Below are 20,693 nucleotides of genomic sequence, written 5' to 3'. Positions count from 1 at the left end.
GATATGGCCCCCTCTCGTCAAGTTAAGTGTAGCAACTCAACTTTAACCGATGAGGCCTTATCCTTCATCCCTTTTTTATTCAACTGTCCAAGATGTATTGTACTCCTACAGCCGCCTCTACATATTTTTTCATAAAACGCTTGCATTCTCGTTGTTATGGGTATATACTGTGTTCAGCAAAGCATTTGATTGCTGTGCTAAAACCGAATATCAGGATTCTTCAGGGCAGGGTGCAATTCCCTACCGGCGGTACAGCCCGCGAGCGAACGCTTTTTTAGCGAAAGCATGATTCGGTGAAACTCCGAGGCCGACAGTATAGTCTGGATGAAAGAAGAATGTGCGGAAAACGGCTTTTGTTCGTTTTCGCTTATTTGCTGTTCTGAAACGCATTATGTGTTTCAGATTTTTTATTTTTATGACGTTTCGCCCCGAAGCATCTGCTTTCGGGGCGATTTCTCATTTTACAGCCCGTAACAGGCTGTTTTGGCGAGGTGATCCGATTGCAAAACCAAACGGAAACTTATATGCGCCGCGCACTCGAGCTGGCTAAACGCGGCGCAGGACATGTCAGCCCCAACCCAATGGTCGGCTGCGTCATCGTCAAAGATGGACGCATCATTGGCGAAGGTTGGCATGAGTACTGCGGCGGCCTGCACGCCGAGCGCAACGCGCTGAAAAACTGCACCGAGGATCCGGCAGGCGCAGACCTGTACGTCACGCTTGAGCCATGCTGCCACTGGGGCCGCACCCCTCCCTGTACGGAGGCCATCCTCGAAAAGCGCATCGGCCGTGTGTTCGTCGGCTGTCTGGACGCAAACCCACTTGTTGCCGGCAAGGGCGCACAGATTCTGCGGGATGCGGGCATTCCGGTCGAAACCGGCATCTGTGAGCAGGAATGCCGTCAACTCAATGAGGTATTCTTTCACTTCATCACGGACAAAACCCCGTATGTTGTATTGAAATACGCCATGACTCTGGACGGGAAAATCGCCGCATACACCGGCGACAGTCGCTGGATAACAGGCGAAGCCGCCCGCCGTCATGTACATGAGACACGCGCACGCCTATCCGGCATCATGGTGGGCATCGGCACGGTGCTGGCAGACGACCCATTGCTCACCTGCCGCATCGAGGGTGGACGCAATCCATGCCGCATAGTATGTGACAGTCATGCGCGCACACCGCTGGACTCTCAGCTTATCCGCACCGCGCACGAAATCGACACGATTATCGCCGTGACCGAATGGAACGAGCGCGCCACCGCGCTCAAAAAAGCAGGCGCGCACCTATTGCTGTGCAAGGCTCAAAACGGCAAGGTGGATTTAAACGACCTGATGAATCAGCTTGGTGCGCGCGGTCTGGACAGCATCCTGCTGGAAGGCGGCGCAGAATTGGCGTTTGCAGCGCTCGAGGCAGGTATAGTCTATAAGGTGCAGGCCTATATCGCGCCCAAACTGATTGGCGGCAGCACTGCTAAGACCCCACTGGGCGGCGCAGGTTTCGCCCATATGGCGGATGCGTTGACGCTCAAAAACATGACTATCACGCCACTGGGCACGGACTTTCTGCTTGAGGGGGTGCTGTAATATGTTTACGGGCATCATTGAAGAAATCGGCACCGTACGCCGTATCGAGCGCGGCGCTGCAGGCGCAAGACTTACCATCGCGGCAAAAACCGTGCTGGAAGGTACCAAGCTCGGCGACAGCATCGCCACCAACGGTGTGTGTCTGACTGTTGTCGCGATGACGGCGGACAGCTTCAGCGCGGACGTCATGGCCGAGTCGCTGCGCCGCTCCAGCCTCGGTGCACTGCAAAGCGGCTCGCCAGTCAATCTTGAGCGCGCAATGCCTCTAAACGGTCGTTTCGGCGGGCACATTGTCTCCGGTCACATCGACGGTATCGGCACCATTGCATCGCAAAAGCGAGAGGACAATGCGGTCTGGGTGACCGTAAACACCTCTGCTCCCCTGCTGCGGTATATCGTAGAAAAAGGCTCGATTGCAATTGACGGTGTGAGTCTGACGGTCGCGACGGTGGACGAAACCAGTTTTTCCGTATCCATCATCCCGCACACAGGTGCGCAGACCATCCTGCTGGACAAAAAGCCGGGTGAGACGATCAATCTTGAGTGCGATGTTATCGGAAAATATGTAGAAAAGCTGCTTGCTCCGTATGCACCGGCTGAAAAACCCGCTTCAAGCAGCATCACCATGGAATTTCTATCCCAACACGGATTTTAAAACACTAAAAGGAGGACAATTCATATGAAACAGCAATATTGCACGGTCGAAGAGGCGCTGGATGAACTGCGTGCCGGCCGCATCATTATCTCCATCGACGACCCTGACCGCGAGAACGAAGGCGACATGATTTGTGCCGCCCAGTTCGCCACCACGGAAAATGTCAACTTTATGGCGATGTATGCCAAGGGACTGATCTGCACGCCGATGAGCGAAGCCGTTGCGCAGCGACTGGGCCTCGAACAAATGGTAAAAGTCAACACCGACAATCATCAAACTGCATTTACCGTCTCGGTAGACCATGTGGACACCACCACCGGCATTTCCGCCGAGGAGCGCGGATATACCTGCCGCATGTGCGCCGACCCCAACGCCAAGCCGACAGACCTGCGTCGTCCCGGCCATGTATTCCCTCTGGTGGCACGCTACGGTGGTGTGCTTACCCGCAATGGGCACACCGAGGCGACCGTCGACCTGTGCCGGCTGGCCGGGCTGGAAGAATGCGGCCTGTGCTGTGAAATCATGCGCGACGACGGCACGATGATGCGCACAACTGAACTGCTTGAGCATGCAGCGAAGTGGGGGCTTAAGGTCATCACAATCAAAGCGCTACAGGATTACTGCCGCCGCCACGACAAGCATGTCGTGCGCGAAGCCTGCGCCAAACTGCCGACCCGCTTCGGCGAATTCCAGATTTACGGCTACATTAACGACCTGACCGGCGAGCATCATGTAGCACTGGTCAAGGGGGATATCGGCGACGGTAAAAATCTTCTGTGTCGTGTACATTCGGAATGCCTGACCGGCGATGTGTTCGGCTCACGGCGTTGTGACTGCGGCCAACAGCTTGCCGCCGCCATGCAGCAAATCGATCGCGAAGGGCGCGGCGTGCTGCTCTATATGCGGCAGGAAGGACGCGGCATCGGTCTTATCAACAAGCTCAAGGCATATGAACTGCAGGAACAGGGCTGGGATACGGTCGAAGCCAACGTCAAGCTCGGCTTTGCGCCCGACCTGCGAGAATACTGGATCGGCGCACAGATTTTGCAGGACCTTGGTGCAAAAGAACTGCGTCTGCTGACCAATAACCCGGAAAAAATCTACGGCTTAGACGGCTTCGGTGTGGAAATCGTCGAGCGTGTCCCGATTGAGATTGACCCACAGGAGGATGATGCGTTCTATCTGCGTACCAAGCAGATCAAGATGGGTCACCTGTTCAAGCACATGCTGTAATCAAAAACTATATCGTCATTGGAGGAAGGAAAAATGAAAGTACTGGAAGGAAAACTGGTTGCCGGCAAGGGTAAATTTGCCATTGTTGCGTCGCGTTTCAATGAATTTATCGTCTCCAAGCTGATCTCAGGCGCAGAGGACACGCTCGTGCGTCACGGTGTAGACACCGATGACATCACGCTTGTCTGGGTGCCGGGCGCGTTTGAAATCCCGCTCGCAGCGCTCAAGCTCGCGCAGTCGGGGCAATACTGCGCTGTTCTCTGCCTCGGCGCGGTTATCCGCGGCTCTACCTCTCACTATGACTATGTTTGCAACGAGGTTTCCAAGGGTGTGGCACAGGTCAATCTGCAAACCGGCATACCGACCACCTTTGGTGTGCTGACCACCGAGAACATTGAACAGGCTATCGAGCGTGCCGGTACCAAGGCCGGCAACAAGGGGGCGGACGCCGCTATGGCCGCGCTCGAACTCGCCAATCTGCTGCCGCAGCTTTAATTCAAAATAATGCCAAAGGACTTGCTGCCAGCAAACCGTAGGCGGCAAGTCCTTTGTCGTTTTCTATCGCCGGTTCATCTCCGTTCACAACAATCCCATCCCCCTATCCAACAACTACAATTGCCATCAGCATATCATTTTATGAATTGAAAACCCAATTATTTGCATCGTATTTTTTAATATTGTGATATATGCGCATAAATAGTCACATCTGTGTCGCTATCTTTTGTCATATGTAAAGCGAGATCGCAATATGATATATTGACATTTCTCGATATGAGTTATATACTATTCTTAAATCGAATAAATTAAATTTAAGCGAGGCGAATTTCTATGCGTAATCACACAGCAGATGCAAAAGTGTTTAAAGCATTTTGCGACGTTAATCGCCTACAAATTCTGGAACTGCTGCGCAGCGGCGAAAAGTGTGCCTGTGTTTTGCTGGAGAATATGCAAATCAGCCAGTCCACACTTTCCTATCACATGAAAATCTTATGCGATTCCGGCATAGTAGTCGGCCGAACAGAGGGAAAATGGACACACTATGCCATCAGCGACCAAGGCAGTGAAAAGGCAAAAGAACTGCTTGCGGAGCTGACACACAAAAGCACCTGCTCGCAGACAGACTGCACCTGCAAAGGATAAAAGCCATCGTTTGGCCGATGGCTTTTGTTCTGATTATCAAATCGAAATTTTTAGAACTGTTTGTCCAACGAAAGGAGTATACTTCATGGAGACGCTTCGCACCATCTGGCTGTTCTTCCAGAACCAAATTTTAGGGATGAAATGGCTCAACGCCCTGATTGGAAACGCTTTGGAGGCCATTGGCCTGCATCCAAGCAGCATGGCAGGCGGCAGCCTGCAATTTTTCCTGTATGATACTATCAAAATTTTTATTCTGCTTTCTGTATTGATATTTGGCATCTCATATATTCAAAGCTACTTTCCACCTGAGCGCACCCGACAGATTCTGGGACGGTTTCATGGCATCGGCGCGAACATGGCAGCGGCCTTGCTCGGCACTGTGACCCCTTTTTGTTCCTGTTCATCCATTCCGATTTTCATGGGCTTTACCAGCGCAGGCCTGCCGATAGGCGTGACCTTCTCTTTCCTCATCTCCTCCCCGATGGTGGATCTTGGCTCACTGGTGTTACTGATGAGTGTTTTCGGCGCAAAAGTTGCGGCCATGTATGTGATCCTCGGTCTGGTCATCGCGGTTGCCGGAGGTACTTTTCTGGAAAAACTGAAAATGGATCGCTATGTAGAGGATTTCATCAAAAACGCACCATATATGCAAACCGAAAGCGGGACGCTCACTCGACACGACAGAATCGAATTTGCCAAAGAACAATTGCTCGGCACCATCCAAAAGGTTGCACCCTATATTATTATCGGCGTCGCCATCGGTGCGGTAATTCACAATATGATTCCGCAAGCATGGGTGGAAACCATTCTGGGCAGTAACAATCCGTTTGCGGTCATCCTGGCCACAATAGTGGGTATTCCCATGTACGCCGACATCTTCGGCACTATCCCCGTTGCGGAAAGCCTGCTGTTTAAGGGCGCAGGGCTTGGCACCATCCTCTCTTTTATGATGGCGGTCACCACGTTGAGCCTGCCCTCCCTCATCATGCTCAAGAAAGCGGTAAAACCTAAGCTGTTGGCTGTTTTCACCATCATCTGTACGTTGGGCATCATGCTTGTCGGTTATTTCTTTAACTTTTTCCAGTACTTTTTACTATAGGGACACAAATGTATTTTTGTTGTCATTGAAACTACACATGATACTTAGGAGGTTTTTGTTATGGGACTGTTTGGTTTGAAAAAGAAAAAGCACACGGAGGAAAAAGTGCACGCCTGTTCCTGTCAGCGCGGCTGTCACGCAGCCGAAACGAACATTACAGAAACTGAAAAAAAGCGCACCGATACCGCCGCATGCACACTTTCCATCAAAGTATTGGGTACCGGTTGCGCTTCCTGCCACGCGCTGCTGGAAAGCACGAAGCAGGCAGTTGTCAGTATGGGACTATACGCAGAGGTGGAATATGTGACCGACATGGCGCAAATCGCCGGTTACGGCGTAATGCGCATGCCCGCACTGGTTGTTAATGGAAATCCGGTAGCCATGGGCAAGACGCTCAAGCCGGAGGAGGTCGAAGAGATTCTGAAAAAGACGTACAGCTAATCGCAAATGAAACAAACCGCTTGAAAGGAACACGAAAATGACTCAAGATTGCCATTCGGCTACGGACAAAAATTTAGAGAATGAAAAACCCGTGCTGCGCTGCACAGGAAAGCCCAAAGTCTGTTTTCTCTGCGTTCACAACTCCTGCCGCAGCCAGATTGCGGAGGCACTGGGAAAAAAGCTCGCCAGCGATGTATTCGACAGCTATTCCGCCGGTACGCAGTGGCAGGAAAACATCAATCCCGATGCAGTCCGTATGATGAAGAAGTTGCACGGTATTAACATGGAAGAAACACAATACAGCAAGCTGCTCTCCGACATCCCCCAGCCGGACATTGTCATCTTTATGGGCTGCAACGTCAGTTGCCCTCGGGTCAGCTATCAGTATGCAGAAAACTGGGGTTTGGACGATCCCTCTGGTCAAAACGACGAAGTTTTTACTGAAACGATCAAAAAAATCGAAAAGCATGTGCTTGCATTGAAAAACAAGCTGCGATAATCAGCAGAAAATTGCTATTCTACCGCATGAGTGTCTGTGTTTTATCCGGAAAGGATCTCTATAGGTGAACCATGTGTTAGCTTGGTATGCCACAATACTATTATCATACAGGAATACGAACAGAAGTAACCAAACCGCGATGCCGCTTTACAAACAATGACTCAGGAACTTCGAATCGGCATGCTGCATCTTGCCGGTCTGGATAAAAAAGATTATACTAAGAGCGAACTATCTCACTATCAAGGAGAAAAACATGGAGATTTGTATTCCTGATTTATTTGATTTGGAAAAAATTATCGATAGCGGCCAATGCTTCCGGGCGGTTTCTCTCGGGAAAGAAACCTATCGTTTTATTATCGGAGAACAAGTGCTATACATTCGAAAACTTTCCGATGAAATCTATGATGTGAGTTGTGAACAGGACATATGGGAACAGGTCTGGCGTCCTTATTTTGATTTAGGGCGCAGCTATAGGGCCATCAGCAGTGCAATTCCAGCGGATGACACCTTTCTGCGTTTGGCTGCTCAAACCGGTGCGGGTATCCGCATCCTCCGTCAGGATCCCTGGGAGATGTTGGTTACCTTTATTATCTCCCAGCGGAAAAGTATTCCGGCTATCCGGTCTGTGGTGGAGATGATCAGTCAACGGTACGGCACGAAAATTGAGACACAGAGCGAAACCCTTTACCGGTTTCCTACCGCCTTGCAGCTAAAGGACGCATCGGCAGAGGACTTTATTGCCTGCAAAGCCGGATATCGGGCCGCGTATATCTGCGATGCAGTGCAGCAGGTTGTGTCGGGGAGCCTGAACCTGAACGCAATCGCGTCTCTTCCTGACGAGGCGTTGATCGCCGCACTGGAAAAGGTACGAGGTGTCGGGGTGAAGGTGGCAAACTGCGTGGCGTTGTTTGCCTATGGCCGCACTGCCTGTGCTCCGGTTGACACATGGATTCAAAAAATTATTCAGCGGGAATACAGGGGGCGCAATCCTTTCGAGCGGTATGGCGCCGATGCCGGAATCATGCAGCAGTATTTTTTTTACTACGCGCAGAATCATAAAGTAGAAACCGCATAATTGCGCAAAGACAGAATATAGATACGTTGCAGACACATCTCTACCGAAGAAAAAACATTTTACATCTTGTGCCGGAGATTATAGTAGGTCAAGCCGTTGGAAGTACTGGTCCTGACCAATCCCGGAGCCGCGCGGCAGGGGCAAACGGCGCAGGGCATATGCGCGGATGAGTCGAATCGAAGGCGAAGCAACCACAGTTTTATCATAGCATGGCTGCTTAATGCCGGCGGCATCTGCGGCAAGCCCAGTTACATGGAACGCAAAATTTCCCTACAAGCATCAAATGGCAGCAGGCTCTTTCCTGCTGCCATTCTATTTACTGCGCGCCGATTGTGTCGACAATGGACATGGCTCGAATACGTTTGGACGGGCTGCGAATGGCAAGCCACGCGGCCAGCAGCATGACCATCAAAATCACACCCAGCGCGCCCCACGGCATATACCATGCGCTGCCCCATCTTGGCGTGACCATATTCTCAAAGCTGAATCGGTTGAGCGGTAATCCAACCGCGCAGCCCACAAGGATACCGTAGCATACATAGGTCATTGCCTCGGCCGCGACCATGCGCAGCAGCTGGCGACCACTCATGCCGACCGCGCGCATCGCGCCGTACTGCTTCATCCGCGCGGATACGCTCATTGAGATGCTGTTCACAATATTGAGCACGGTGATGAGCGCAATCAGCGCCAGAAAGCCGTAGAAAAACAGCGCAAAGGCGTAATATGTGCCGCGCACCTCGCTGTTGCTCAGCAGACGGTTGGAAAAGGCGTACGCGCTGCCTGCGAGCTGCCGGATCTGCTCTACCTGCTCGTCGGTCTTGCCGTGGCGCAGCTGCACATCGATGATCGTGTAGTCGTTTTGGCCGGTGATGGCGGTAAACAAGCTTTCCGAACAGATTATCGTATCCGAACTGGTGGCAAACGGCGTATAGTTCAGCGTCGCCGCCACTGGGAACATTTTTTCGCCCTGCGGCGTGTCGAACACAACTGTGTCGCCCGTTTGGTAGCCGCTGCCTTCCTTGTCGAGCAGCAGCACGCCCACGCCGTCCCGCGCAGCCTGCACATCGCCTTCCTTAACCATATCCTCCGCCCATCCAAACTGGCTTTCCTCAAAGGAAACCAGCATGACGCTGGTCTCAGTGCACGCTACCTGTGCCGGCAGGTCATAAGCAAAGCTCCGGCCGAACGCCCGCTCGACAAAGGGCAGTGCGCCGATCTGTTGCGCGAGCACCTTGGGCACCGTGCAGCTGTTATCCTTGCTCAGCACCGACGCATCCGGTGTGTACGGCTGCAGCGGCTTGATCGCGCTTTGCATAAAGTCGAGCGTAGGACTGAAGCTGAGAAATAGAATGATGCTGAAGGCAAACGAGCCGGTCATCAGCAGAAAGTTTTTTCGGCTGTGCAGCGCATGATGCATACCGAGCTTAATCTCGACCGGCAACTGTCCCCCGCGCACCGCCTTGTGGCAGGCCGTACCGGGCGCGGCGTTGCCGGACACCGCCGTCAATGGCGCTACGCGCGCTGCGCGCCGTGCAGGGGCGCGTGCGGCCAGCAGCACGGTGACAAGCCCGATGACCGTGCCGCACACAAGGCTTACCCAGCTGACCGAGAACACCGGCATGTCTCCGAAGTAGAAATCACTGGCCCACCGCAGCACGGCGCACAGCGCCCAAATCATGACTACGCTCAAGGCAAGCCCCACCGGAATCGCGCCCACGCACAGATGCAGCGCCTCACGCCGCACCAGCCTTTTGACCTGCTTTGGCGTTGCACCCAGACAGCGCAGCATGCCGAAGAACTCGGTGCGCTGTGCGACGTTGCTGTTCAAGCTGCCTGCAATCATTAGAATACCCGCCACCACCACCAGCACCGCGAGCACCGCCGCGATCAGATACAGCCGCGCCATGGCGGAGTCATCCGTCTGCAAGGTCAGCGTCAGCAGTTGTATGTTCTGCCCCACCTGACTTTCATCCAAACCGTACACTGCGCAGATCTCGTCAATCGCCTGCGGGATGCGGCAGAATGGAGAAAAAGCGACATAGAGAACAAAGTCCTCCGCATTGGTGTCGGGTAAAAAGTGTGACGCATATCCCTCGATATTGAAAAACAATGCGTACGCTCCGCTTTGTGGCAGCAACAGGTTACTGCCGGTAAAGCCGGACAACGTCACAGCAAGTGGCCCATCCGGTGTTTCCAGTGTGATCGTGTCGCCTACCGACAACCCCAACTGGATTTTCATATCCCTTGTTGCAAGTGCTTCGGCCGCAGTCTGCGGAAACACGCCATCCTCGATCTCGAGTGCGGGAAACAGCGCCAGCATGGTTTCATCAAAGCCACAGATACCGGTTTTTACACCATCTACCGTATAATTCAAATTCAGATCATAGTTTGTTACGGCATAACGGCTGCTGGTTTCAACCTCGGCACGCTGGGCGATCAGACTCTGCTGCCGTTCGGTCAGTCCCGGGAACATCGCATGCCACGCACCCTGCTCAAGCACCGTCCGCTGCGTCATACTGCGGATCTCCATATCCGCCATGCCGAAAATGCCCGCGATCAGAAAAACGGACAGCACGATACAAAGCCGGGTCAGGCGGCTCTGCCGCCGATGTACACGCGCCGAAACCGGCACCAAGTCAAGATAATGCTTCATCGGTCGTCCCTCCCAGATCGGTCAGCACGCCGTCGGACACCTGCAGGACACGGTCGACGCCGGTGGTCAGTTGCCGGTTGTGCGTGATCATCAGAATGGTCTGCTGATAGCGGCGGGACGCTTGCGTCAGCAGTGTCATCACGTCCTGACTGTTTTTGCTATCCAGATTGCCGGTCGGCTCGTCGGCCAAAATCAACTTGGGTCGGGTGATGAGCGCGCGGCCAATCGCGACGCGCTGCTGCTGTCCGCCGGACAGCTGGCTGGGCAGGTGGTGCCGCCGGTCAGCCAGCCCCAGCAGGTCGAGAATCTCGTCGACCGCCACCGGGTCGGGCTTGCGGTAGTCGAGCAGCAGTGGAAATGCGATGTTCTGTTCGACATCCAGTTCGCCGATCAGGTGAAATGACTGAAAAATAAAGCCGATGTTACGCCGCCGAAAGATCGTGCGCGTCTCCTCGCGCATAGTGAACAAATCCTGCCCGTCTATGCGAATATGACCGGATGTCGGCGTGTCCAACGCGCCGATGCAGTTGAGCAGCGTCGATTTACCCGAGCCGGACTCACCCACCACCGCGGCGAATGTGCCCTTTTCAAGCGAAAACGAAACATGACGAAGCGCGTCGACGCGCGTCTCTCCCTCCCCATAGGTCTTGCAAAGGTCGTCTACTCTCAAAATCTCCATATCAGAAACCTCCTTGCCTACACTCTATCACCCGCACCTTACAGTCGGGTGAATTTTACCTTACGATTGTGTAAGCGAGAAAGAAATCGTGAACGCCGCGCCCTGCCCTGGCTCGCTCTGCACAGAAAGCAGGCCGCCTTGCCCCTCGGTGATCGCCTTGGCAAGCGGCAACCCTAATCCAACGCCCGGGGTATCCAGCGCGCGCTCGCTGCGGTAAAACCGTTTGAAGATATGGTGGATATCCTCAGGCGCAATACCGCAACCGTCGTCCTCGACCTTAATTTGCAGCAGCACCGGCGTGCACGACCACGAAACACAGACGCTGCCACCTTGTTCGGTGTGATCGAGTGCGTTTTTGACCAAGTTGCCCACGGCTTCGCTTGTCCACGCTGGGTCGCAGATTAGCTGCTGCGCGGGGTCGCCCTGCATGCGGATGGTCTTGCCCTCCCGCTGTGCGCGTATCAGCAAATCCTGCACGGCGCTTTCCGTCAGCTCAGCCACCGATACTGACCGCCGTTCAAACCGAATACTGCCTGCGTCCAGTCGGGCAATCTTAAGCATCATTTGAATGAGCGTCTCCATACGTCGCAGAGACGCACCCATTTTAGAGGCAAACTCCCGCACGACGGCGGCGTTTCCCGGCTCATCCGCAAGGATCTCCTGATACATCATCATCGCTGCGAGCGGCGTCTTGAGCTGGTGCGAGATATCCGACATAGTGGATTTGAGAAACTCCTTATTTTGCCGCTCCGTCTGTTCTTTGGCTTGCAAAATCGTCGCCAGCTTCTCGGCTTCGGCAAACAGTTGAAACAGGCTTCCCTCGCGGTGCTGCGGCAGACGGGTGGCATAATCGCCATCAATATAGCAACGTACAGTTTGTGCCGCGCGGTCGTACTGTGCCCGGCGCGCACGCAAAAAGCAAAGCGTCCCGATAAACAGCAGACAAATAAGCGCGGCGCACACAGCCAGCACCGCACCGTTCATCGTCTGACGAAATGCGTCCAGTGTCGGCAGCAAGGCAGCGGACGTCTGCTCGGTCATGCCGAGCAAGTCGAGCAAATGTATACCCTCTTGGGTCGTGCTATCACTTTGCAGGGCAGATGCAATAACCGTTTCTGGTACACCTTGTTCCATCAAGGCGGATGTGATCTCGGCACTACGATCGAAATACAGTGTCTGCGCCGCGTGGTTGTACGCCGCGCCCAGCGCCAGCCCGGCCGCAGCCAGCAGCACCGCAAACAGCAACAGAAACCACACAAACCAACGCACCTGTCGGTCCTGAAGCAAGGTCATGGCGCATCCTCCTTCCACTGGTAGCCAAAGCCGCGCACCGTGCGCAGGCGACGCGGCTGGGAGGGGTCATCCTCTACCTTTTCACGCAGCCGTCGCACATAAACTGACAGGGTATTATCATCCACAAAATCCCCGGCATCGTCCCACAGCTCGTTTAAGATGGCCTCTCGCGTCAACACGCGCCCGGCGTTGCGCACCAACAGACAAAGTAAGCGATATTCTGCATTTGTCAGCTCCAATGGCCGACCGTTTAGCGTAACACGACTGCTCAGCAGGTCAATCCGGAGTGTGCCGCTTTGCAGGTACTGCCCCTGCCCCACATCCGTCCTGCCCGCGCGGCGCAGCAGCGCCCGAATCCGTGAGCACAGTTCGCCCAACCGGAAAGGTTTGGTGATATAATCATCCCCACCGCAGTCCAGCCCGCGGATAATGTGCACCTCCTCGTCGGACGCGGTCAAGAACAAAATGGGTACGGCGCTGCCTGCGGCACGCACCGCTTCGCATACCGCAAAGCCCGTGCCGTCCGGCAGCGTCACATCCAGAATCAGCAAAGCAAAACAGTCCAGACGCGGCAGGCATGCCAGCGCTTCAGCCACCGTGCGCACCACCTCAACCGCAAAACCGTTCTTTTGCAGCGAATACGTCAGGCCGTCGACCAGACTCCGGTCATCCTCCAGCAACAGCAGTTGGTTCACGAAAATCCCCTCCATTCCGGGTTGCTGACGTCATTATAGCATATCCGGCAACGTTTTTGCGCAGCCTTACAAAACTGTAAGGCTGTTGGCATGTCGTCTGCCACAGGCAAAAATATTGCTCGCACACAAAGAGCTAACTGACCTTTCCCCATCAGTTAGCTCTTTTGTTATCTCGCGCCTATATCTGCCCCTTCCAAACACGGGCCAGAATGTCTTTGAGCACCAGCAGCGCATCGGTGTTGTTGTAACCATATTCCACCCGCAGCCGAGTCAGCATCTCCCGCAACTCTGGAGCATAGTCGCTGATGCGCACCTTCTCATGATAGGTGGCCAGCACCGGGTATTTTTTGCTCCACAACTTGTTCCAGTCAATTCTGGACTGTGCCTCGTCGCTGACACTGTCAATCATCTGCTGCGCCTGCTGTTCGTCAAAATCATATTCGATCAACTCGTCCAGCGTCATGTGATAGAGTACCGCCAGCCGTTTGGACTGGCGAATATCCGGCAAAGTTTCGTCGGTTTCCCATTTTGAGATGGTCTGGCGGCTGACACCCAGTTTTTCAGAGACATTCTCCTGAGAGAGACCACTCTTTTTCCGGGCATGGTACAAACTGCTGCCCAAACTCATATCTTTTCCTCCTGTTCTCATATTCTGTCTGCCAGTATACCAGTGCAATGGCAAAATTTCCACCAACCAAAGCTTCCAGTTTCGCCCGTTTTGTTAACGCGGTTGCGTCTCTGCCAGCGCCGAGTTCTTTCATGCTGCAAATCTATTAAACGCCCGCTTTCTCCCAGCGAGGCAAGATCTTCGTCAAATAAGCACTAAATGTTGAAACACTAACGTAAAAGTGGTATCCAGCAGGTGCATCTTGCAAACCCTCCGATACTGCCGCAGCAGAAAAATCTGCGGCGATACCATTATCTGTGCCATCACCATGCCAAACAAAATATTTTTACCCGGGAAATATAGACGGCCAAAGGCGTTGCCTGTCACTATAGCGATCACAACTATACAAACTATACGCCACAATATAATCAACAGTGTGCTTATATACGGGAGCAGGAAATTTAGGCTGCTCCTGCTCCGAGCACATATAGTAAATCAGCGAATACACTGCATCCGGGTTTTCCCTTGTGGTAGAAGCCGCCCAGCCAAAGCAGTTGTAGATCGAAACCCGCTCACTGACATCGCACCGACCGCTGCCATTGGCATCATGATACGGGATGCTGAAAAGCCCCAATTCCAACCATATTCCTTCAGTACAGTACCGCACCGCGAGCCCATCAGACGCATTGCAGTCACTTTGGAGGTAGGCATATCAATTTTGCCAGGCGCGGACATCATCGACTGTGCCGGCATACAATCCCGTACTATCTTGCCCCACATCTCCATTGCTTCGATGGTCTTGAGGGCATCCAGCCGGGTTTATCCTTAGCATCATTGATACTGTATCTGGCGTAGCCGTAAACGATATTATAATAACCCTCATAATCCAGATCCGTGTCCATTTTCACGCGGTATTTGTCATTGTTAGTCGGCACCTTTCCAGCCTCATACAAGTCTTCTCATGTCCAACCGATCGACCATGTCACAGTAGTAATTGTTCATGTCGATAGCATCGTCCGCGTCAATGTAATCATTCAAATGAGCAGAAGTTTCGCGTCCATGTTGCGCTGGGCATTGTTGGCGTGCAGCCAAAACGCGTCGGGCATCTGACCACCGGAAGCGCCAGCTTCCAACCGCGTTCAGCAATTATCCCAGTTAACCACTTCTACCGCAGGCATCCACACCGGACTGCGTACTCCATTCTCTGCAAATCTGACGGAATATCTTCAAACTGTGTAGAGTCCCAAATCTTTACATTCAGCCTACACGAAGTCAACTTCAAGTGGAAAATCGCTGAAAAAGGAGTGATATACTTACACCAAATTCAACCTACCACCAAGGGGTCGCACGATGGATGTTAAGTTCAAAAAAGCACAAATCACTGGTAATGTAAGTTTTCTCGAGCAAGCCACTGCATACTTATGATAACAAATTGTACCACACCGCGAACCGCTGCGCTTTTTGCCTATATCGCCAACCATGTGGTCGGTGGTAGCCCTATCATACCCAGCTATTCCAAGTGCTTCTATGCCCGGCTTACCATGCGCTATCTGGACAGCAACTTCACCATAAATACCAAAATTTCCCATCTCCCCGATCACATTGGCATTGACCGCAGCTATAGGAAAGGGGACCAATGCAGAAAAAATGCACAGCCAGACCCTGTACCAATGCAGCAATCCTGCATTATTGGCTGAGCAGACGCAGCGAATGGAGCGATTATACGAGTTCAACCGCTGATTCTGTCCGGCGTAACCATAGGAGACAACAACACCACCAGTACTGGCATCGTCGTGACGCGTGATATTCCGAGCGATGCGGTCTCGGTCGGCAATTCCTGCCGGGTGCGCGCCAAATTGACGAGCATGACTTCAATTATTTTTCCGCGACCTCAAAATTGATTTTCCTCTCTATAGGCAAACAAAAGGCGCTTTTCCATAATAGAAAAGCACCTTTTGCAAAAGAGAAAAGAAAAAAAGAGTGGTTCTCATGTTGGCTATAAGTATATTTCCCGGAGCATATTCTGCACCTCTTCATCCTCAGAAGCCACTGAATGATTCAGCTTCCGGAATTCTCCGGGAGACATACCGGTTTCCTTGCGAAACGCCTTGGCAAAGTAATTGACATCGGAAAATCCAATCATTTCCGCCACCAATGAAACGGTCATATCGGGCAAAGGCAGCAGTTTTTTGGCGTACTCGATCTTCCGGAGCTTGAGGAAACGCCCCGGCGACGTACCAACCGCCCGAGAGAATAGGCGGGTAAAATGTGCGGTAGAAATCCCCAGCCGCTCGGCAACTTCATCTACCCCGCAAATATGCGCAAATTCATCCCGCATAATCCCCATTCCAGCGTCCACCAGCAGCGGATAGCCACTGCTTTCTTCATACAGACGTGCCGTTTCGTGCAGCCGCATCAGCAATCGATAAGCCGCCGCTGAAATCTGTTCGGCACTGATAGGTTCTCTGCCTACCGCATTTGCTGCTTCCAGCAAATCGGCCAGTCCCGCCGGGCAAAACACCTTCTTCTGCGCAAGGTGCGTTTTAAGTACGGTTTCCACCAGCGAACCGCTGAGCACTGCCACAATATATTCGCCCGCATCCAATGCCGTCAGGCAGCAATCCTCGCCATCCGCCAGCAGCATTGCCTGCCCGCGTCGTATTGTGGCCGTCAGCGCATCCGACTGAATCTGCATACTGCCCTTTACCGTCGCCAGTACAGTCAGCCTTCCCCGCAGCAGTCGCAATGTACGCCTTTCCTGTTCAGCCAACGCGGTCGAACTAATCTGCTCAACCCAGATGAGTTCTGCAAACACTTTATCTTCAGACCGATCTGGCTTCTCTAAGCGAAACAGCATAGGCTGATGTGCCGTCACGCTGCCGGAATCCGCCTTGTGCTCCCGTACACACTCCGACATAGACTGCCTGCTCAATGGCAGATTGCCTGCTCGGTTTCCCTATCAAATACGTGAATCTTATCCACCTTAACCGCCACCGTGTAGGCAGTCTGCTCTGCCGGGCGGACACTGGACGGCATGCGCACGGTCAGCTTATTGCCTCCGCAGTCCATGTACAGATTGGTTTCCGCTCCCATCAGTTCAGCCAGTTCGACCGTCGCGGTCAAAGTCTCCTCCTCGGGCTGGGTGGTGACCTCCATGAAATCCTCCGGCCGGATACCGATAATCACTTCCTTATCAACATAGTTTTCGAGCGCCTTGGACTTCTGCTCGTTCAGCGGAAGGGTGAACCGATCAAAATTTGCACCCAGATGGCCGCCGCTCTTAACAATCTTTGCAGTGATAAAGTTCATCTGCGGCGAGCCGATAAATCCGGCAACAAACAGGTTACGCGGAAAATCGTACAGCATCTGCGGGGTATCAAACTGCTGAATCACGCCGTCCTTCATCACACAGATACGATCCCCCATCGTCATCGCTTCTGTCTGGTCATGCGTGACATAGACAAAGGTGGTGTTCAGTTTGCGGTGCAGCTTGCTAATCTCCGTGCGCATCGAGGTGCGCAGTTTTGCGTCCAAATTGGAAAGCGGCTCGTCAAGCAGAAACACAGCCGGATCACGCACCATCGCACGGCCGAGCGCCACACGCTGGCGTTGACCGCCGGACAGCGCCTTCGGCTTGCGATCGAGCAGGTGCTCCAGATCGAGGATACGCGCTGCCTCGTGCACCTTTTTATCGATTTCCTCGCGCGGCACCTTGCGCAGCTGCAAGCCGAACGCGATATTCTTATACACCGACATATGCGGATACAGGGCATAGTTCTGGAACACCATTGCAATATCGCGATCCTTGGGCGCAATATCGTTGACCACGCGGTCACCAATGCGCAGTTCACCACTGGTGATGTCTTCCAATCCTGCAATCATGCGCAGCGTGGTGGATTTTCCGCAGCCGGACGGACCGACCAAGATGACAAACTCCTTGTCCTTAATCTCCAAATTCAGATCCGAAATGACTTCTACATTGCCTGGATAGGTCTTGTTCACATGGGAAAAGGTGATGCTCGCCATGGCAAATTCCTCCAAAATCAGATGATACATAAAATCGGTGTCATACCAAATTTTCTTTCTGTTTGCAGGATACCACTCTACACCTGCCTTTTGCAACGGTAATTTTCTGATATGCCGGGTAAGTTTTTGATTTTATCTCCAAACGATTGTTTTTCATATACAGTTATGCTACGATGAAGCCAAATAAAGCCCTCAGAAAGAAGGTGTCCTATGTCACTCGACGAATACCGCAAGGCATATCGCCATGGCCGCCGGGTCTACCGCACCAGTCTGGCACATGGAGAATCTCCATTTCTGCCCGTGCTGGAACAAATCATCCAGCACAGCGCCATTGCATCACAGCAATCGCTTGGTTTGGTGGAGATCCCCCTCGAATTGGTAGTGGGAACTTACTACGCCGGCCGTCAGCCCGCCTTTACGCACGGCTTTTTGCCGCTAATGAGCGAAAAAACCGAGTTTGCCGACAAGTGGAGCACGCTGTGTGATGCGCACTTGTCCAGTGGCATACGCGACCCGATCACCGCTTATGAGTTTATGAACAAATTCTATGTGGTTGAAGGCCACAAGCGTGTGAGTGTGCTGCGTCATTTCGGCGCCGTTTCCGTGTACGGCACGGTCACCCGTATTCTTCCTGTGCCGGATAATACGGAGGAAAGCCGTATTTACACCAAGTTTTTGCGTTTTTACGCCCTGACCGGTATCAACTATCTGTGGTTCAGCCGGGAAAACGGTTTTGATGAACTACTTGCCTTAGTACACCCGTCCGATACCGAGGCCGTCTGGGATGCACAGGAGCAGCGCGACTTCCGCGCGTTCTATACCACTTTTCGCCGTGAATTCGAGGACCGCTCCACTGGCAAACTCACGCTCACCGTGGGAGACGCCATGCTGATTTACTGCAACATCTACGACTACTCAGTTTCTAAAAATAAAACCGCTACGACACTGCGCACCGAGCTGGCCAGTCTGTGGGATGAAATTTGCAACCGGGATATGGACACCTCTATCCATTTGGTACTTAAACCAACCGACCGCCGCCCGCTGTTCCCCGTGCTCTCCTCCAGCCATCTGCGCATTGCTTTTATCCACGCCGGAACAGCGCAAACCTCAAGCTGGGTCTATGCGCACGAACTTGGACGTCACGATTTGGAATCTGCATTCGGCGGGCAGGTCGAGACAATCTGTTTGGACGGCGCAGACACAGATGCCGCTGCGCAAAAGGCGCTTACCGCGGCAGTTTGCGACATGTCCGACCTGATTTTTACCACCTCGCCCCGCCTGCTCCAGCCGAGTGTGCAGACAGCACTGGCCAATCCCAAGATCACTGTACTCAACTGCTCTCTTAACACTGCGCATCCTTCCATCCGCACCTATTACGCCCGCATGTATGAGGGTAAATTCCTTATGGGCGCTATTGCAGGCAGTTTGACCACCGATGATCGCATCGGCTATATCGCAGACTATCCGATTTACGGTATCACAGCCAATATCAATGCCTTTGCTTTGGGCGCAAAGCTGGTCAATCCCCGCGCGCAGGTGTATCTGGAATGGTCCAAGACAATTCACAGCGATTTTCGCAGCCGCCTATCCAATGCAGGTATCTCCTACATTGCCGATCAGGATATGATTTCCGCGGACACCTCACTGCCGCATTATGTCGGTTTGTACCATGCGCACGACAATAATCTTTCCAACCTTGCGCTGTCGCTTTGCCGCTGGGGACAGCTATATGAACGGATTGTACGCAGCTACCTCAACGGCAGCTGGAACAGTGATCGCATCGGCACGCACGCCATCAACTATTGGTGGGGCATGGACAGTGGTGTGATCGATCTTATCTGCTCGCGAAGTCTGCCGGAAGGCACGCTCCGCCTGATAGATTTGCTCAAACAAAGCATCCGCGCGGGTGCGTTCCATCCGTTCTCCGGCCAAATCCGTACCCAATCAGGTGAGGTGATGGATTATCAGAGCCGCGCTATCACACCACAGGAACTTATCACGATGGACTGGCTGGCCGACAACGTTGTGGGCGGTTTGCCCGCGTTCGATCAACTGTTGCCGGAGGCGCAAGCACTAATACGCACACAGGGGATCTGCAAACCATGAATATTTTAACCATAGCCGATGTGGAATCCCCCGCTCTTTGGGATCCTTCACATCCCTATCGGCGCAAGGATGTCGACCTAATTCTATCCTGCGGCGATCTCGCGCCCGATTATCTGTCCTTTATTGCAACCTATTCGCACGCTCCCGTGCTGTATGTACACGGCAACCACGACGATGTGTACCAATCGCGTCCTCCACTCGGCTGCATCTGCATCGAAGATCAAATCTATTGCTACCGCGGGATCCGAATTCTCGGTTTGGGCGGCTCCATCCGCTATAAGCAGGGCAAACACCAGTACACACAGAGCGAAATGAACCGTCGCGTCCGCCGCCTGTGGTTTTCTCTTTGGCGGCACGGCGGATTTGATATCCTGCTCACCCATTCCCCCGCTCACGGCATCCATGACGGACCGGATCTGCCGCATCAAGGGTTCCGCGTTTTCCCCTCACTGCTCACGCGCTACACACCAGCCTATATGATACACGGCCACACCCACCTCAATTACGGCATGCAATTCCCACGCCAGTGTCAATTCGTTCAGACCACCATTGTCAATGCCTACGAATGTTATAATATCAATCTCTGACCCTGCGTCTCCCTCAGCCTGATTTCCTTACATTCGTTTATCTTCCAAGTATGCTTTTGTTGTCTTTAATGAGACATAAAAAACATCGAACTTTATTTGAATTTATGTTCTATGATAATGTAAGATAAGTTGCGCAAATTGAATAGAGGATAAAAAGAGACATGGTTTGCAGATCTCTGGTAGAATGAAGTTACCACACACCATTCTAAAAGGAGTCTGTAAACCATGTCTGAGAAAATTGTACAGCTAAACGAGGAAGTAATCAAGGGCCAACTAAAAGAACTGGTCCGAGGCAGCGTAGAAGAGACGCTGAACGAAC

Annotated in this window: 18 protein-coding genes and 1 riboswitch; of the genes, 11 read left to right on the top strand and 7 right to left on the bottom strand. The window is 52.9% G+C overall.

The window, feature by feature from the left end; genetic code table 11:
- The first annotated feature begins 212 nt into the window (after positions 1-212).
- Positions 213-340, top strand: a riboswitch (FMN riboswitch).
- A gap of 184 nt (positions 341-524) precedes the next feature.
- The 9 genes from ribD (at position 525) to ACTQ3V_RS13460 (ending at position 7,728) form a co-directional block, all read left to right on the top strand.
- Positions 525-1,586: a bifunctional diaminohydroxyphosphoribosylaminopyrimidine deaminase/5-amino-6-(5-phosphoribosylamino)uracil reductase RibD gene (gene ribD, locus ACTQ3V_RS13500; RefSeq protein ID WP_441467979.1), complete on the top strand. Its 1,062-nt coding sequence runs from the start codon at positions 525-527 to the stop codon at positions 1,584-1,586.
- Position 1,587: 1 nt separating this feature from the next.
- Positions 1,588-2,241, top strand: coding sequence for a riboflavin synthase (locus tag ACTQ3V_RS13495; RefSeq protein ID WP_441467978.1), 654 nt, complete (start codon positions 1,588-1,590; stop codon positions 2,239-2,241).
- Between the two features lie 24 nt (positions 2,242-2,265).
- Positions 2,266-3,474 carry a bifunctional 3,4-dihydroxy-2-butanone-4-phosphate synthase/GTP cyclohydrolase II gene (locus ACTQ3V_RS13490; protein WP_441467977.1) on the top strand — a complete coding sequence of 403 codons (1,209 nt, stop codon included), beginning with the start codon at positions 2,266-2,268 and terminating at the stop codon, positions 3,472-3,474.
- 33 nt (positions 3,475-3,507) lie between these two features.
- Positions 3,508-3,969: a 6,7-dimethyl-8-ribityllumazine synthase gene (gene ribH, locus ACTQ3V_RS13485; protein WP_441467976.1), complete on the top strand. Its 462-nt coding sequence runs from the start codon at positions 3,508-3,510 to the stop codon at positions 3,967-3,969.
- A gap of 333 nt (positions 3,970-4,302) precedes the next feature.
- Positions 4,303-4,614, top strand: a complete 312-nt coding sequence (locus tag ACTQ3V_RS13480; protein ID WP_441467975.1) for an ArsR/SmtB family transcription factor — start codon at positions 4,303-4,305, stop codon at positions 4,612-4,614.
- A gap of 85 nt (positions 4,615-4,699) precedes the next feature.
- On the top strand, positions 4,700-5,713 hold the full coding sequence (locus ACTQ3V_RS13475) for a permease (RefSeq protein ID WP_441467974.1): 1,014 nt from the start codon (positions 4,700-4,702) through the stop codon (positions 5,711-5,713).
- Between the two features lie 60 nt (positions 5,714-5,773).
- On the top strand, positions 5,774-6,154 hold the full coding sequence (locus tag ACTQ3V_RS13470; protein WP_441467973.1) for a thioredoxin family protein: 381 nt from the start codon (positions 5,774-5,776) through the stop codon (positions 6,152-6,154).
- A 37-nt stretch (positions 6,155-6,191) separates the two neighbouring features.
- Complete coding sequence (locus ACTQ3V_RS13465; protein WP_441467972.1) at positions 6,192-6,653, top strand: arsenate reductase/protein-tyrosine-phosphatase family protein; 462 nt, start codon at positions 6,192-6,194, stop codon at positions 6,651-6,653.
- 253 nt (positions 6,654-6,906) lie between these two features.
- The gene (locus tag ACTQ3V_RS13460) at positions 6,907-7,728 is read left to right on the top strand and encodes a DNA-3-methyladenine glycosylase family protein (RefSeq protein WP_441467971.1); all 822 of its coding nucleotides are present in this window, start codon (positions 6,907-6,909) and stop codon (positions 7,726-7,728) included.
- 316 nt (positions 7,729-8,044) lie between these two features.
- On the opposite strand, the gene ACTQ3V_RS13455 is transcribed toward ACTQ3V_RS13460, so the two are convergent.
- The 7 genes from ACTQ3V_RS13455 to ACTQ3V_RS13420 form a co-directional block, all read right to left on the bottom strand.
- A complete protein-coding gene (locus tag ACTQ3V_RS13455; RefSeq protein ID WP_441467970.1) occupies positions 8,045-10,381 on the bottom strand; it encodes an ABC transporter permease in 2,337 nt (778 codons plus the stop codon).
- Positions 10,365-11,060, bottom strand: coding sequence for an ABC transporter ATP-binding protein (locus ACTQ3V_RS13450; protein WP_441467969.1), 696 nt, complete (start codon positions 11,058-11,060; stop codon positions 10,365-10,367). Before ACTQ3V_RS13450 ends, ACTQ3V_RS13455 begins: the two co-directional genes overlap by 17 nt.
- A gap of 60 nt (positions 11,061-11,120) precedes the next feature.
- The gene (locus ACTQ3V_RS13445) at positions 11,121-12,353 is read right to left on the bottom strand and encodes a sensor histidine kinase (protein WP_441467968.1); all 1,233 of its coding nucleotides are present in this window, start codon (positions 12,351-12,353) and stop codon (positions 11,121-11,123) included.
- A complete protein-coding gene (locus tag ACTQ3V_RS13440) occupies positions 12,350-13,048 on the bottom strand; it encodes a response regulator transcription factor (protein ID WP_441467967.1) in 699 nt (232 codons plus the stop codon). Before ACTQ3V_RS13440 ends, ACTQ3V_RS13445 begins: the two co-directional genes overlap by 4 nt.
- Before the next feature lie 178 nt (positions 13,049-13,226).
- Positions 13,227-13,676, bottom strand: a complete 450-nt coding sequence (locus ACTQ3V_RS13435) for a helix-turn-helix transcriptional regulator (RefSeq protein WP_441467966.1) — start codon at positions 13,674-13,676, stop codon at positions 13,227-13,229.
- A gap of 1,975 nt (positions 13,677-15,651) precedes the next feature.
- Complete coding sequence (locus ACTQ3V_RS13425; protein WP_441467964.1) at positions 15,652-16,572, bottom strand: helix-turn-helix transcriptional regulator; 921 nt, start codon at positions 16,570-16,572, stop codon at positions 15,652-15,654.
- Between the two features lie 11 nt (positions 16,573-16,583).
- Positions 16,584-17,681 (bottom strand): ABC transporter ATP-binding protein, encoded by a 1,098-nt coding sequence (locus ACTQ3V_RS13420; protein ID WP_441467963.1) that lies wholly within the window; start codon positions 17,679-17,681, stop codon positions 16,584-16,586.
- 210 nt (positions 17,682-17,891) lie between these two features.
- Here ACTQ3V_RS13420 and ACTQ3V_RS13415 point away from each other — a divergent pair, with 210 nt between their 5' ends.
- Together ACTQ3V_RS13415 and ACTQ3V_RS13410 are read left to right on the top strand one after the other, a co-directional pair.
- On the top strand, positions 17,892-19,787 hold the full coding sequence (locus ACTQ3V_RS13415) for a BMP family ABC transporter substrate-binding protein (RefSeq protein WP_441467962.1): 1,896 nt from the start codon (positions 17,892-17,894) through the stop codon (positions 19,785-19,787).
- The gene (locus ACTQ3V_RS13410) at positions 19,784-20,374 is read left to right on the top strand and encodes a metallophosphoesterase family protein (protein ID WP_441467961.1); all 591 of its coding nucleotides are present in this window, start codon (positions 19,784-19,786) and stop codon (positions 20,372-20,374) included. Before ACTQ3V_RS13415 ends, ACTQ3V_RS13410 begins: the two co-directional genes overlap by 4 nt.
- Positions 20,375-20,693 lie beyond the last annotated feature (319 nt).

The sequence above is a fragment of the Candidatus Agathobaculum pullicola genome (genome assembly GCF_052117205.1).
Classification (GTDB): Bacteria; Bacillota; Clostridia; order Oscillospirales; family Butyricicoccaceae; genus Agathobaculum; species Agathobaculum pullicola.
This window is presented reverse-complemented; position numbering and strand designations above follow the sequence as displayed.